The organism is Streptomyces sp. NPDC004561, from assembly GCF_053602155.1.
On record NZ_JBSGDB010000031.1, the window covers coordinates 23,863 to 36,750 of the forward strand.

At 67.7% G+C, this 12,888-nt stretch carries 13 protein-coding genes, 1 tRNA gene and 2 pseudogenes; 8 read left to right on the forward strand and 8 right to left on the reverse strand.

Features of this window, described 5'->3' with window-relative positions; translation table 11 throughout:
• Nucleotides 1-48 precede the first annotated feature (48 nt).
• Together ACWEN3_RS06840 and ACWEN3_RS06845 are read right to left on the reverse strand one after the other, a co-directional pair.
• Entirely contained in the window at nucleotides 49-1,059 is a 1,011-nt protein-coding gene (locus tag ACWEN3_RS06840) for a LuxR C-terminal-related transcriptional regulator (RefSeq protein WP_452966603.1), read from the reverse strand.
• Nucleotides 1,060-1,242: 183 nt separating this feature from the next.
• Nucleotides 1,243-1,533 (reverse strand): annotated as a pseudogene (locus tag ACWEN3_RS06845) (cytidine deaminase); the annotation flags it as partial.
• An 89-nt stretch (nucleotides 1,534-1,622) separates the two neighbouring features.
• Between ACWEN3_RS06845 and ACWEN3_RS06850 the strand changes: the two are divergent.
• Nucleotides 1,623-2,138 carry a hypothetical protein gene (locus ACWEN3_RS06850; protein ID WP_452966606.1) on the forward strand — a complete coding sequence of 172 codons (516 nt, stop codon included), beginning with the start codon at nucleotides 1,623-1,625 and terminating at the stop codon, nucleotides 2,136-2,138.
• Here ACWEN3_RS06850 and ACWEN3_RS06855 read toward each other — a convergent pair.
• The 3 genes from ACWEN3_RS06855 to ACWEN3_RS06865 all read right to left on the reverse strand — a co-directional run bounded on the left by ACWEN3_RS06855 (nucleotide 2,082) and on the right by ACWEN3_RS06865 (nucleotide 4,888).
• The gene (locus tag ACWEN3_RS06855; protein WP_452966608.1) at nucleotides 2,082-3,191 is read right to left on the reverse strand and encodes a hypothetical protein; all 1,110 of its coding nucleotides are present in this window, start codon (nucleotides 3,189-3,191) and stop codon (nucleotides 2,082-2,084) included. The genes ACWEN3_RS06850 and ACWEN3_RS06855 overlap by 57 nt on opposite strands.
• Before the next feature lie 40 nt (nucleotides 3,192-3,231).
• Entirely contained in the window at nucleotides 3,232-4,149 is a 918-nt protein-coding gene (locus ACWEN3_RS06860) for a hypothetical protein (protein WP_452966611.1), read from the reverse strand.
• A gap of 412 nt (nucleotides 4,150-4,561) precedes the next feature.
• Nucleotides 4,562-4,888: a hypothetical protein gene (locus ACWEN3_RS06865; protein ID WP_452966634.1), complete on the reverse strand. Its 327-nt coding sequence runs from the start codon at nucleotides 4,886-4,888 to the stop codon at nucleotides 4,562-4,564.
• A 634-nt stretch (nucleotides 4,889-5,522) separates the two neighbouring features.
• On the opposite strand from ACWEN3_RS06865, the gene ACWEN3_RS06870 reads away from it, so the two are divergent.
• The 3 genes from ACWEN3_RS06870 to ACWEN3_RS06880 all read left to right on the forward strand — a co-directional run bounded on the left by ACWEN3_RS06870 (nucleotide 5,523) and on the right by ACWEN3_RS06880 (nucleotide 7,652).
• Nucleotides 5,523-7,040, forward strand: a complete 1,518-nt coding sequence (locus tag ACWEN3_RS06870; RefSeq protein ID WP_452966614.1) for a lipase family protein — start codon at nucleotides 5,523-5,525, stop codon at nucleotides 7,038-7,040.
• 39 nt (nucleotides 7,041-7,079) lie between these two features.
• The gene (locus ACWEN3_RS06875; protein WP_452966616.1) at nucleotides 7,080-7,283 is read left to right on the forward strand and encodes a hypothetical protein; all 204 of its coding nucleotides are present in this window, start codon (nucleotides 7,080-7,082) and stop codon (nucleotides 7,281-7,283) included.
• Nucleotides 7,284-7,388: 105 nt separating this feature from the next.
• Nucleotides 7,389-7,652 carry a hypothetical protein gene (locus ACWEN3_RS06880; protein WP_452966619.1) on the forward strand — a complete coding sequence of 88 codons (264 nt, stop codon included), beginning with the start codon at nucleotides 7,389-7,391 and terminating at the stop codon, nucleotides 7,650-7,652.
• A 178-nt stretch (nucleotides 7,653-7,830) separates the two neighbouring features.
• Here the strand turns inward: ACWEN3_RS06880 and ACWEN3_RS06885 are convergent.
• A pseudogene (locus tag ACWEN3_RS06885) lies at nucleotides 7,831-7,950 on the reverse strand (IS5/IS1182 family transposase); the annotation flags it as partial.
• A 493-nt stretch (nucleotides 7,951-8,443) separates the two neighbouring features.
• Here ACWEN3_RS06885 and ACWEN3_RS06890 point away from each other — a divergent pair.
• The 4 genes from ACWEN3_RS06890 to ACWEN3_RS06905 all read left to right on the forward strand — a co-directional run bounded on the left by ACWEN3_RS06890 (nucleotide 8,444) and on the right by ACWEN3_RS06905 (nucleotide 11,355).
• Nucleotides 8,444-9,010 carry a C39 family peptidase gene (locus ACWEN3_RS06890; protein ID WP_452966620.1) on the forward strand — a complete coding sequence of 189 codons (567 nt, stop codon included), beginning with the start codon at nucleotides 8,444-8,446 and terminating at the stop codon, nucleotides 9,008-9,010.
• A gap of 784 nt (nucleotides 9,011-9,794) precedes the next feature.
• The gene (locus ACWEN3_RS06895) at nucleotides 9,795-9,965 is read left to right on the forward strand and encodes a hypothetical protein (protein ID WP_452966623.1); all 171 of its coding nucleotides are present in this window, start codon (nucleotides 9,795-9,797) and stop codon (nucleotides 9,963-9,965) included.
• Nucleotides 9,962-10,507, forward strand: coding sequence for a recombinase family protein (locus ACWEN3_RS06900; RefSeq protein ID WP_452966626.1), 546 nt, complete (start codon nucleotides 9,962-9,964; stop codon nucleotides 10,505-10,507). The genes ACWEN3_RS06895 and ACWEN3_RS06900 overlap by 4 nt, the downstream gene beginning before the upstream one ends.
• Nucleotides 10,390-11,355, forward strand: coding sequence for a recombinase family protein (locus tag ACWEN3_RS06905; protein ID WP_452966629.1), 966 nt, complete (start codon nucleotides 10,390-10,392; stop codon nucleotides 11,353-11,355). Before ACWEN3_RS06900 ends, ACWEN3_RS06905 begins: the two co-directional genes overlap by 118 nt.
• Here ACWEN3_RS06905 and ACWEN3_RS06910 read toward each other — a convergent pair.
• Nucleotides 11,320-11,404 (reverse strand) — tRNA-Leu (locus ACWEN3_RS06910). The genes ACWEN3_RS06905 and ACWEN3_RS06910 overlap by 36 nt on opposite strands.
• A gap of 188 nt (nucleotides 11,405-11,592) precedes the next feature.
• Nucleotides 11,593-12,801: an aldehyde dehydrogenase family protein gene (locus tag ACWEN3_RS06915; RefSeq protein WP_452966632.1), complete on the reverse strand. Its 1,209-nt coding sequence runs from the start codon at nucleotides 12,799-12,801 to the stop codon at nucleotides 11,593-11,595.
• Nucleotides 12,802-12,888: the final 87 nt, after the last annotated feature.

Below are 12,888 nucleotides of genomic sequence, written 5' to 3' on the forward strand. Positions count from 1 at the left end.
CTTGCATGAGAGTGCAGTCGCCGATCTGCGCGGACCGCGGCAGACCTGTCACACAGCGGTGTCCTGCTGGGCGCCCTCGGTCCAGGACGTGTCGATCCAGCCGAGCCTGGCGGCGAGCATGCCGGCCTGGAAACGACTGTCGGCTCCCAGCTCGGCGAGAATCTCGGAGATGTGACGACGGCAGGTGCGCGTGGACATGTTCATGCGCCTGGCCACCACCTCGTCCTTGGCACCCGCCGCCATGAGCCGGAGGATGCCGGCCTTGATGTCGTCGATGGTCTCCCCGTAGCCGACCCGGGTGTAGACGAACGGCGTCGCCAGCCGCCAGGTCTGCTCGAGTGACTGGTACAGGTACTCCACGACTGCGGGCTCGCGGATGATGACGGCGCCGCCCCCGCGGTCCCTCCGGTCGGCCAGGAAGGCAACCTCGCGGTCGAAGATGACGACCCGTTCGATGATCCCAGAGGCGGTCCGGATCTCGGACCCGGCCGCCTGCATGATCGAGAAGTGGCGCTGCACCGCCGGGCTCGACAGAACGGTGTGCGGATAGATCGTCCGCATCCGTACACCGCGCTGCAGCAGAGCCAGGTCGCGCGGACGGCTGTCGGCCATGGCGCTCTCTTGTAGCGCTTCGGGCTGGGCAGTGAGCACCTCACTGACACAGTTCTGCGCGGCGTGGCTCAGCAGCGAGCGGATGAGCTGGAGGTCGTTGCTCCGTTCGACCGCCTGCGCTTGGTCGCCGAGGTCACCCAGCGAGTCGTAGGCCTCCTGCAGGCCCTCGATCCCCGCGCGAACCTGCTCCGATTCGGTGTGCAGCCTGCTGATCTCCGCGGCGCGCTGGGCGACGGAAGCGGTGACCGCGAGCCGCGGGTTGAGCACCGACACCACGCCCGTCCCGGACTCCACGCTCACCAGGTGCAGGGCGACGAGGATGTCGATGTCGGCTTCGGTGAACGTGTCCCCGCCGAGCAGGGTGTCGCGCGATGCCGAGCCGCCGCTCTCGACCAGCAGTCTGTAGAGCCTCTCGGCACTTGCTGTCACGGTGTGTGGCATCGTCATGGCATCCCCCTGGGCCGTGGTCGGCCGGAACCATGATGACCGGCACACCGAAACGGGTTGAGTACCTACCTAGCGTCTGTCTCAGAAGTAGATCAAGGCCATGCGTCGATCATACTAATGCCGCGTCAGGCCAAGTTCGCCCTGTCGCCGGTTGAGGGTGCCGGCCCGCGCTGAGCGTCGTGGTTACCCAGTGTCGAGCTGGTGGTCGGCCCAGACGTAGCTTTCGCGCAGCAGGTCGGTGATCGGGACGGTTCGGACGCGGTCGCCTTCGCCTTCGCCTTCGCCTTCGCCAACGATGGCCTTGAGGGCGGGGAAGTAGTCGAGAAGGACCTGACGGCACCGACCGCACGGGGGAACGACCCCCCGGTCGCGGTCGCCCACAGCGACGATCGTGTCCAGGTCGTAGGCGCCCTGGTCGGCTGCCGCACCGATGAGGACCAGCTCCGCGCAGGGTCCTCCCGGGAAGTCGTAGGCGGCGAACAGGTGCCGGACCCCGTGCGGGCGGGCGTAGGGGGTTGGTCGCGCCCACCCTCTACCGTGATCACGCTGCAGTGGAGGACAGGGTGAAAGCGATCAAGCGGGCTGCCCTCGGGCTGCCGCCCTCGAAGTCCTGGCAGATGAACGCCGCCTGGGTACCGGCCGCCACGATCGCCGCCGACCTCCATGCATGGACCGGGCTCCTCTTCCTGCACGACGAGCCCGGACTCGCCACCGCGGAGCCAGAGTCACTCCGCACGAAGTTCTACCACCTGCCCGCCCGGCTCACCCTCCACCTCGACCGCCCCTGGCCCTTGGCAGCAGCGTTCACCACCGCCTGGCAGCGGGGGCACTCGGCTCCCGGCCCTCACCTGACAGCCGGCCACCACCCCGACGACACCGGAGAGGAGAGAACCGCACCGCCCTCGGGCCCGTGGAACCAGACGCCCTCGCAGCGTCACGTGGCGGCCGGCCCCGAGGCGGCGCGGGACATATCGGGCGGTCAGCCGCTCGCAACGTCGCCGTCAGGCCCGGAAGAATCAAGGTCAGAGCCCCGCTACGGGTACACGAGCGAGTTCAAGTCCCGCGTCGATACCGGATGATCTCCAACTGCGACTGAGATGGCGGGCCATCAAACGCACGTCCGTCGTGTCCAGCGTCGGTCGCGATGAACCATCGTGGACCATGTCCAGCACGGGCACGAGCAGGTCGGAGAACAGCTCACACCATTCCGCGAACGATGTGACGTCGCGTTGACCGAGTTCGACGATTCTTTCGGAGAATCCAAGGTACGCGATGGTTTCATCGAGTTGGGCGGCGAGCTCGTCCAGGGCGCGATTGTCGAACGACGACGGAGCCGGCGAATCGAAGATCTCCTGCCAGTTCGGCCCATCACACAAGGAGAGAGCCAGCAGGAAGCGGTATTTCGCGAGCTCGAGCTCGGTATTCGCCCAGCTGTAGCTGATGAGGTCGTCGAGGTCGACCAGGTCCGCCACCCACCGGAAACGCGGCGCGCGGCGTGGCCCCAGACAGACCTCAAGGAACTCCCGGACATGACGCACAGGGCCGGAGCACGCGGCGTCCGGCGTGAGGAACACCCCGCGGTCCTCGGTCTCCCGGAAGAAGTCGTCCGGACTCGGCGCCGTTTTGTAGTCGCCCCCTGCGAGCATGATGTACTCAGGCGTCATCGCCATGCCGAGGCTCGGCTTGTACAGACTGGCGATGCGCCGCGGGACGACGGTGCGGCTTCCTTCGCCGGACCGCCGCGCGTAGAGGGTCGGGAGCGTGGTGAGTACCCGGCCGAACACCCACAGCCGGCGCCAGTCCAGCTCCTCGTGGCCGTACCGACGGTGGAAGGCCTCGCGGATCTCCGCGACACCCTCGAGGACGTCGGGCCAATCGGCCTGCATGCTGCGCAGCGCTGAGACGTTCATCTCGTAGCCGGACCGAGAGCCGGAGTACGGGCAGCGGCGCATGTCATAGGGGACGCCTTCGCGGACCCGGGCCGCGGCGTACCGCTCGCCGAGTGGGCGGCCGTCGTCCCCGTAGAGCAGCCGGGAGACGTCGAAGCCGAGGATGTAGAACTCGCAGAGTTCCCAGACTCGGCCGGGCGACGGCGGCTGACCCTTGTCGGTCAGGTCGTGCGCTGCGGACACGCGGATTCCTCCCAGCGGTGCGGGCGTCAGGGACAGGTGGTCAATCGAGGACGGGGGTGTGTCGGGACCGGTCGTAACCGCTGAGCTCCACCGGCAGCGGAAGCGGTACCCGCCGCCAGGAACGCGGCGTGAAGCGCCAGAAGCGGCCGTTGCCTCCCGATCGTTCCGCCTCGTCCTCCCAGTGCGTGGTCGACGAGCCGGTCAACACGACGAACTCGTTACCGGCGATGAAGCCGATACTCATCCGCGGCTCCAGCAGGAGGTTGCCCATGGTCTGGTACATGGCGTTTCCGGCGAAGTCGGGGAACTCGAACGTGTTCCGTGCGACTTCGCGGATGAACCCCGGGTCCCCGCTGCGGGTCGCCGCGTCGAGCTGGCCCTGCGGATTTGCGGTGCCGACGAAGACCAGCGATGCCTGGCACAGCAGGGCGGCGTCCGCCCGGGTGATCGACCGGCCGCGGGCCGCCGCCTTCGGAGAGACCTGCGTCGACGTCGTCAACTGCTGACGGACCAGGTACTTCTTGCAGTTGGGGAACGCCTCGAGGATGGACACCTCGAGCGGGTCGGTGCGGGAGTCCACGACCTCACCGTTGACCCGGAAGCGTCGACGGGTGTGCGGATCGAGGTACACGAGACCGATCCGCCGATCTCGTCGCAGGTTGTCGAACAAGGCGTCCTCGGAGCTGACGGCCGCGCGCGGGATCGTGAGACCCGACGAACCGAGCGCGCCGAATGCCCCGGCATCGACGGCGAGCAGCGACAGCACCGGTGCGCCGTTCGGACCAATCGTCGTTGCAACGGCAATGCATGCGGAATCTATGAGTGATCGTCCGCCCTCCGCGAGGAACGGCTTGACGACTGGTCCGAGACGTTCCGCTTCGACTGTCTGGCCGGCCCGGATCTGAGCAGTCAGCTCACCCGAATGGAAATTCGCCGGCCGATCGGAATCCCGTGGCATCTTCCCCCGATTCGATTTGTACGACAGCGGTGCACGCGACATTAGGCACGAACCCAGCGGTGATCAAGAGACTTCCGGAGGCAAGAACTGGCATGGTGTCAGAACGTGTCACCGAGCCGCGGCCGCCACCGAACCCGCCGGAAGCTGCGGATTTCGTGGGTGGGGGTGGTGCGGGCGCAGCGGCGCCGGCACCACCCAGCGCTGACGGCGGAGATCGGCACCGGGCCCGGCTACTCCACCGCACTCGCCTGCGAACGGCTCGGCTCTGCCGACGTCACCAGCATCGAGGTGGACCCCGCGGCTCGACCAGGCGACGAGATCACCAGCAGAATCCGACGATCCCCCCACAAAGAGGCGGGCCACAACCGACCGTCGGGGTGTGCCGCTTCAGGCCACCTTCCGACGCAACAACTCAAGAGGAGCCTGCAGCGAACCGTTCGACCGCTTCTTGGGCCTCTAGCGCTCGCGGGTGGCCTACCGCGGTAAGTACGTCTCGAGCCGCAATCAACTCTTGCCGGGCTTCCTCGTAGCGGGCCAGGTGGTGCAGCACGAGAGAGAGGTCCAGCCGGGTGGGGGCGCTCCATGCGGGGATGTCGGCGGCTTCGAAGAGAGCAAGCGCTTGGCGCAGGTGCTCCTCGGCTTCGCGCCACCGGCCCAGGCAGGCGAATTCGTTGCCGAGGTGTTGACCGGCGGCGGCACGGTACAGGTTGAGGAGGGCCGGAGACTGCCCAACAATCACGGTGCGGCAGCACGATCAGCGAGCATGCTCGGGTAGTTCCGATGACCGATGCAACTGTCGAGGTGCTCGCTTCAATGCCCGGTATTCAGCTACGGCAACACCAGCTTGACGCGAATTCACGTATCCGCCAATGGGTTGGATTCCCTGCACGGTCATCCGTGCCCGCCGAGGGAGCACGCGCCACGATCGTGCCCGCTAGGGGGTGGCGCCGGCTTCTCCGATTCCTGCCCGCTGGGCGGGAGGAAGGGCAAGCCCAGCAGCGTCGCATACGGCCGATGACCTGCTCGAAGGCAGTGATCTGAGCGGTGGCGGCAGTGAAGGCATGCTGGGGTCGCGAGGGCGGCGCTCGAGAAGCAGACTGGGACTAGTGGCAGCTCCCCGGCAGCTCGTGGCCACAGCAGGCCGAGCCCCACGAAGGAGCGCGATATGCCGCTCCCGCGGCACGGCGGGGAGCCGGATGCCTTGCGGAGCCGCGGAATTCTCGGGCGGCCGAACACTGCGAAACGTGACGAATACGATCAACGCGACAGTCGGAGTGGCCCACGGACACGGGTCCGCGACCCAGTGATCCCACAGGCGCACACGGAGCGGCCACCGCGGCCCACTTCGACCCCGGTGACACGCAAGGAGCACTATGACGAACGCGACCCAGTCAGACCCGATCCCCGCCCAGGTCACCATGACCCTCGCCGCAATCGCCGCCACCGCGGCGACCCCGCGCCCGTCGGGTGAAACCCTGCAAGACCAGCACAAGCGCGCCACGCTCGGCATCAAAGCCCAACTGAAGGACCCGACGCTCGCCACGGGCGGCAAGTGGGAGCTGATGTGGCTGGCGCTCAGCCCGGACAACGCGAACCTCGCGTACATCGCCGCGAACCCCGACTTGAGCCAGATCGCCGTGGCCGTCCGCGGCACGATCGACAATCCGACCGACATGATGGAGGACCTCGACGTCGGCACGGTGGTGCCATTCACCGCCGGCGGATCGAAGGACGTCGCAGTCTCGGCCGGCGCCATGGCCGCGTTCACTCAGGTCGCCACCGCGCGCCCCCCTAGTGGCCCGACCCTCACACAGGCACTCAAGACCCTCCTGGGGTCCGCAAAGCCCCAGCCGACGGTCTACGTGACCGGCCACAGCCTCGGCGGCTGCATCGCCACCACGCTGGCCACGTACCTCCAAGCCCAGCCCCCGTTTCCGAACAATCCGAAGTTCGCACTCGTCACCTTCGCCGCCCCCACCGCCGGCCTGCAGACCTTTGCCGACTACGTCGACTCCCGACCGTGGAGCCTGAACGAGCGCTACTTCAACGCCTACGACCTGGTCCCGCAGGCCTGGGTCGAGTCCGATCTGGAAAAGGCCAGGGACAACTGGTATTGGCACTCGGACCAGGGACCACTCCCGGGACCGAAGGCCAACCTAGAGGTGCAGGGCCTGCTGGATGTGATCATCGGGGTCCGCAAGGACAACGTCTACGTCCAGCCCGGCACCGAAAAGCCGCTCAACGCGGACTACTCGAAGCACGACAAGACGCTCGTCAACGAGACCACCGCAGACTTCCTGGGCCAAGTCGCGTACCAGCACGCCAACTCCACGTACCTGACCCTGCTGGGCGCACCCGACGTCCCCGCCGGGCCAATGGTGACCAAGGTGAATCCCACCGCCGGAAGGGGCCCTACGCTAGTCACCATCACCGGCAGCGGGTTCACCGAGGACAGCCACGTCGACTTCGGCCCGATCCCATGCGTCAAGTTCGACCTCGATGCGTCCGGTGAGGAGATCATCGCGACCGTTCCCGACGGAACCGGCATCGTCGATGTCCGCGTCACCACCAACCTCGGCACGTCACCCGCCGTTCCGCTAGCGCAGTTCGCCTACGACGGACCGGCACCCGTAGTGGTCAGCGCGGTCAGCCCGCGCAGCGGGAGGGCCGGCAACCTGGTCACCATCAGCGGCTCGGGCTTCACCCCGGGGGCGGCCGTGCATTTCGGGAAGAACATCTCGCCATCCGTCCAGTTCGACTCACCGGACAAGATCGTCGCCAAAGCACCCCCGTCGGGCAAGCCCACGAGCACGACCGTGGACGTCACCGTGACGATCGGCGTGGCCACGTCGCCTACCAGCTCGCACGACGAATTCACATACGAGGGTTGAGTCCCCAGGCCCGCCGACCAAGCCCTCGAAGGAATCTTCATGGTGGGCTGCTACGTTGAGGGATCGTGGTGGCGGTACCGCTATCACTTCAGCTCCTACTACCCCTACTATCACGGGCGCCTTCAGTGGAAGACAGGAAACTGGGACCTGTACGCAGAACAGCCCAGGATCACCATCTGGGTCAATTTCTGGGGTGACTTCACCAAGACCGGGCCCTGGGACTACTTCGAGTACTACAACTAGCATCACCTGACCCGGGGTCTCGGTTAAGCGGAGGGGAGCGATCGCGGTTCTCCCGCTCCCCTCCGCGCAGTCATCAATCCCAATTACCCGACGACAGGATGTCCATTGACTTACCTGCAAATCGCGTTGGCCGTAGTGGAAACAGTTTTCGCAGGCGCGGCGATATGGCAGCTCAAAGGGGCCCGCGATCGCCTCTGGATTCCTTTTCTGACAGTCGTGGTCGGGGCCGGAATACTGCTTCCCTCCATCTATCCGATCGGCCACGCCACCGTCGTGTCCCTCGGCCTCCAGGCCATTGCGGCGACCCTGCTTCTCCGGATCGCCAGAACCGGCTTCCGGCGCGACGTACCTGCCGGGCGTGGTGAGTAGAGCACCGGGCATCGTTGCGGCTATAGATACCACCGACCGGTATCGCCTTGAAGGGCGAAGGCCCCGTCGCCACCGACCGGGCCGGTCAGCAGATTGCCTGGACTCCATCCGCGTCCCGGCTCGCTGCCGAGCAGGCCGTGAGCGGTATCCGCGCCAAGTTCCGTGCCGACGCGGCCGGGCGGAAGGTGCCCAGCCCGGTGCCGTGTTGTCGGCCGCGTTCAGCGATGACGGGGCGGATGCCCCGTTGTCAGAGCAGTCGCCGGTACTTGTCGTGGTCGTAGCCTCGGTCGGCGAACACGGATCAAGAGTTTGCGGTCGCACTTGTCGGTGGCGGATCTGGGACGGCTGGCCACCCGGAGCGGACGTGCGGCCGGACCGACTGCCCTGCGCACGCCAATGGGCGTACGCAGGGCTGTGGCACATACCGCCAGCGTCAAAGAACGTGCTTCGCTCGTACGGCGCACCATGACGAGCCCGTTCGAGCGTAAACACCTAGGGTAATGATTGGTGACGTCACGTGGTCGACTCGAGGAGGTTAAGGCATGCGTGTGAAGCCGCCGCAGCGCCGGGGGCCGCGAATATGCCCCGCCCGACGCATCGCCCTGGCGATGGCCAGCAGCACGACTGTAGGCGTCATGGTCCTGGCCCCATGTAATTCATCTCTAGCCATGGCCCCCAGCCCCACGCCGCTGCAACAGACCCCTCCATCGCCGTCTGCGTCAGCTAGCTCTGCGAATCCCACCGCGCCATCGAGCCAGCCGAACTCCAGCACATCGTCGAGTAATGTCCCTATGTTCGGCATGCAGTTGCGCAATGACTGCGAAGCCACGGCCCTTCGGATGGTCCTTGCCTCGCACGGCATCCAGGCCGGAGACCAAGACATTCTGAACAAGATCGGGGTCGACCGGACCCACTTCCAGTTCGGTCGCTCTGGACCGGTGTCCGGGAATCCTTTCCGTTCCTTCGTGGGGGATCCAAACGGTTCGGAGGTCGCGGGCACTGGATTCGGCGTGTACGCCCCACCCGTGGCGGCTGCCGCTCGCTCCTACGGGCTTGGCGTGCTGGCGGCGGGACAAGGCATCTCACTTGCCCAACTCCGATCCCAGGTCGCCCAGGGCCATCCAGCGATCGCCTGGGGCGACTATTTGTGGCGTCGTGGAGCGACAGCGTCGTACACGGCCTATGACGGAACCCGCATCCCGTACGCTGGACCCGCAGAACACGCTGTCGTTGTCACCGGGTTCTCCGGTAACACAGTGACAGTCAACGACCCTGCCCGAGGCAGGCTGTCCATCCCCCTGAGCTCGTTCGCCAACGCATACGCCACCTACGGCAACATGGCCGTAGTCGTGCATTGACGCACCGGCTGTCCCCGAGGCGCAGCCAGTACCGGCAGCGCTGGGGTCGCGGTCGTACGCGAGCGTGCCATCGCGCATCGCGCTGGGCCTGGTTCAGGCCGAATCCTGCGCCGTTCAGAGACGCGCCGCTGCAGTTCCCAGGGGTCTGGTAGTGCTTGATGGAACCATGCCCCGGGTGATTTTCTCGCTGAAGTACCAGGTGACACGGAAGCTGCTGTCGGTCCCGGCGGTGCTGCTGCGTCGGCAGGCAGTCAGGGACGCCGAGGTTCTTGTCTTGCGGCACGAGAACGCGGTGCTGCTCAGGCAGCTCGCAGGCCCTGTGCGCTACCAGCCGGTGGACCGCTTGTGGTTCCCGGCGCTGTCCTCGCTGATACCCCACGGGCGGTGGGCGAACGTGTTCCCGGTGACGCCAGGGACTTTGCTCGCGTGGCACCGAAAGCTCGTCCCGCGCAGGTGGGACTACAGCAGACGCCGGAGCAGGCCCGGCCGACCACGGACCGCGAAGGCGATCAAGGAGCTGGTACTGCGGCTGGCCGCAGAGAAGCCTCGCCGGGGCTGTCGCAGAACGTGGTGGCAGTTACCGGCGCTGGGATTGGCCGGGTCGATCGGACCGCCTGTGGGGGACGCACCGGAGCCGTCGCCCTTCGGGGTGCCGACACCGCACAGGTCGGCAGGGCACAGACCGGTGGGATCGGAGTGGCTGATCGGGTTGTTGCCGGCGTACGCGTAGCCGCCGATTTGGTTCGGGTCGTTGGCTTCCAGGTAGGGGCCGGCGCGGCTGCACGTGCCGCCGGCCGAAGGCCTGGCGGAACGCGTGCGCACCGCGCGCCTGCTCGGCAGCCTATGGGCGCTCTACCTGAACGAGGAACAGATCGCCTCGGTCGCTTACGCCTTCTACCTGCGCGCGGTCGGCGGCTCGGTCACGGAGGAACGGGTCTGCTGCAGGTTCGGGTGACAGGTCACCCGGTCGGCGGCCCCATCGACCCCGACAACGAAGCCCACGACCTCGTCATGTCCGTCTTCGGCGGCATGAGCAAGGGTGAACGCAACCGGATCAAGATCCGGGTGCGGACGGCGATGGGCTCCCAGGCCCAGCTTCAGGGCCGCTATCTCGGCGGGCGGCCGCCCTACGGCTACCGGATCGCCGACGCAGGCCCCCACCCCAACCCCTCGAAGGCCGCCGCCGGCCAGCGCATCCACAAGCTGGAGCCCGACCCCGCCGCCGCACCCGTCGTGGAGCGGATCTTCCGTCTGTACGTGGACGGCATGAGCTACAGCGCCATCGCGGCCCAGCTCACCAGGGAAGGCATCCCTGCCCCTCCGCCCACGACGCCACCCGCAATCCGCACCGCAAGAAGACCACATGGCAACAGGGCGCCGTGCGCGCCATCCTCCTCAACCCCCGCTACACCGGCTACGAGGTCTGGAGCAAGCAGCGCAAGGAAGAACGCCTCCTCGACGTCGACGACGTCACCCTCGGCCACCGCACCCACATGACCCACAACCCCGTCGAGGAGTGGATCCACTCCAACGAACCCGCCCACGAAGCGATCATCAGCGCCGATCTCTTCGATGCCGCCCGCACCGTGCGCACACAGCGCGCCCGCGACCAGGGGCGGCAGGAGCGCGCCGGCGAGCGCGGCGGGCGCCCCTACGCTCTGCGCGGTCGGGTCCGGTGCAGCCTGTGCGGGCGCAAGATGCAGCCCGCCACCATCCGCAGCCACGTCTACTACCGCTGCGAGTTCAAAGAGGAAGAAGCCGCCATCTATCCCGATCTCACCCACCCGCGCACCGTCTACCTGCGAGAAGACATCGTGTGTCAGGCCCTGGACCGATGGATCGCCCGGGCCTTCGCCTCCGACCGGCTCTCCGCCACCATCGAAGCACTCACCCACGCGAGCGCCGCAGCAAGCACCGCAGAAACCCAGACCCCCGAGCAGGCCCAAGCACGCCAGGCGATCAAGGACTGCGAGCGGCGACTCGCCCGCTACCAAGCAGCCCTCGACGCCGGAGCCGACCCCGCCGTCGTCACCCAGTGGATCAACGAGGCCCAGCGGGACAAGGACGCGGCGCAGAAGAAGCTCGACGCGTACCCCGCCGACCCCCGGAAGAAGCAACCCCCGCTCGACGCGCAACAGATCCGGCAGATCACTGAAAGCCTTGGAGAGATTGCACAGCGCATCCAGACTGCTGCCGCCGAGAAGAAGGGCGCGCTCTATGACGCCCTGGGCATCACCATCAGCTACGAACACGCAACGAGGACCGCGACCGTAAGGTCGAGGCCCTCGTCACCGTATCGTCAATCGTTGTGTCCGAGGGGGGACTTGAACCCCCACGCCCGATAAAGGGCACTAGCACCTCAAGCTAGCGCGTCTGCCATTCCGCCACCCGGACCAGGTGTCTGTCGCCTTGCGAGGGCTGTTCCCCGCGGCGACATGGACAACAATACCAAGGTTTCGGAGCGCGTTTCACCTGCGTATCCGTCCGGTGGGAGGGCGGTCGGGGCGGCCTGGGGTGGTGTGGGACGGGGTCGGCCGCACCTGCACGGTGCGGAGTGGTACGGGTGCGTGGCGTGATGAGGGTCAGGGCATGAGCTGGTGCTCCGGGAAGTTGCCGGGCGGGCGCTCCCCCGCCGGGCCCTGGGTGACGGCCCGGAGCAGGAGGTCGCCGCCGACGAAGGCGCCGCGCCAGGAGGCGCCGAGGCCGCCGAAGAGCTCGTCGCGGTCGCCGCGGGAGCGGGGGGTGCCGTGGCCGGTCTTGAAGGCGCGGATCTGGGGGGCGAGCCGGTCGTAGGTGGCCCGGTCGTCGGTGGAGAGGGTGGCGACCAGGGCGCCGTTGGACGCGTTCATGGCCGCCAGCAGTTCGGCCTCCGTGTCGACCAGGACGATCGTGTCGACGGGCCCGAAGGGTTCCGCGTGGTGCAGCGGGGACGAGGGCGGCGGGTTGAGCAGGGTGACGGGGTGGACGTAGGCGGAGGTGTCCTGGCCGGGCAGGAAGCGCGCCGGGTCGGGGCGGCCGCGGTGCAGCGGTACGGCGCCCCGGTCCACCGCCTCCGCCACCTGGTCGGTGAGTTCCTTGGCCTTCGCCGCGTTGATCAGCGGGCCGAAGTCCAGGTCGGGGAGGGCGTCGGCCGGGTCGCCGACGGCGAGTGGATGCCCTACGCGGACCGCACGGACCGCCGGCAGGTACGCGGCCAGGAAGTCGTCGAACTGGGCGCGCTGGACGACGAACCTCGGGTAGGCCGTGCAGCGCTGCTTGCCGTAGTCGAAGAGCTTGGGGATCAGTGCGGTCAGCCGCTCCCAGTCGGAGAAGTTCCAGATGCCCCAGGTGTTGAGTCCCTCCTGCTCCAGGATGTGCCGCTTGCCGAGGTCGGCCACGGCGGTGGCGACGGCCGCGCCCGTGTCCCGTCCGCCGACGAACGACACGCAGCCGATCTCCGGCGACCGCACCAGCGCCTGGTTCAGCTCGCGGCCGCCGCCTCCGACCAGGGTGACCGGCACCCCTTCGCGGGCGGCCAGCGCCGCGGCGAGGGTCAGGCACGCCACCCCGCCGTCGGTCGGGGTCTTGGCGATGACCGCGTTGCCCGCCAGGGCCTGCACGAGCAGGGCGTGCACCAGCACGCTCATCGGGTAGTTCCAACTGGCGATGTTGGAGACCGGCCCGTCCAGCGGGGCCCGGCCCGCCAGCATCGGTCCGGCCCCCTCGACGTACCACCGCACGCCGTCGATCGCCCGGTCCACGTCGGCCAGGGCGAGCCGCCAGGGCTTGCCGATCTCCCAGACGAGCAGCATGCGGTTGGCGGCGATCTGGAGGTCGGGTTCCACGCTGAAACCCTAAGACACCGCACCGACAATGCCGTCCGGCCCCGGGGTCAGGCC

What these genes read in the sequence shown, in the direction of transcription:
- ACWEN3_RS06840 (WP_452966603.1), bottom strand. Translation starts at nt 1,059, where the DNA reads ATGACGATGCCACACACCGTGACAGCAAGTGCCGAGAGGCTCTACAGA.
- ACWEN3_RS06860 (WP_452966611.1), bottom strand. Translation starts at nt 4,149, where the DNA reads ATGCCACGGGATTCCGATCGGCCGGCGAATTTCCATTCGGGTGAGCTG.
- ACWEN3_RS06870 (WP_452966614.1), top strand. Translation starts at nt 5,523, where the DNA reads ATGACGAACGCGACCCAGTCAGACCCGATCCCCGCCCAGGTCACCATG.
- ACWEN3_RS06875 (WP_452966616.1), top strand. Translation starts at nt 7,080, where the DNA reads ATGGTGGGCTGCTACGTTGAGGGATCGTGGTGGCGGTACCGCTATCAC.
- ACWEN3_RS06890 (WP_452966620.1), top strand. Translation starts at nt 8,444, where the DNA reads ATGTTCGGCATGCAGTTGCGCAATGACTGCGAAGCCACGGCCCTTCGG.
- ACWEN3_RS06915 (WP_452966632.1), bottom strand. Translation starts at nt 12,801, where the DNA reads ATGCTGCTCGTCTGGGAGATCGGCAAGCCCTGGCGGCTCGCCCTGGCC.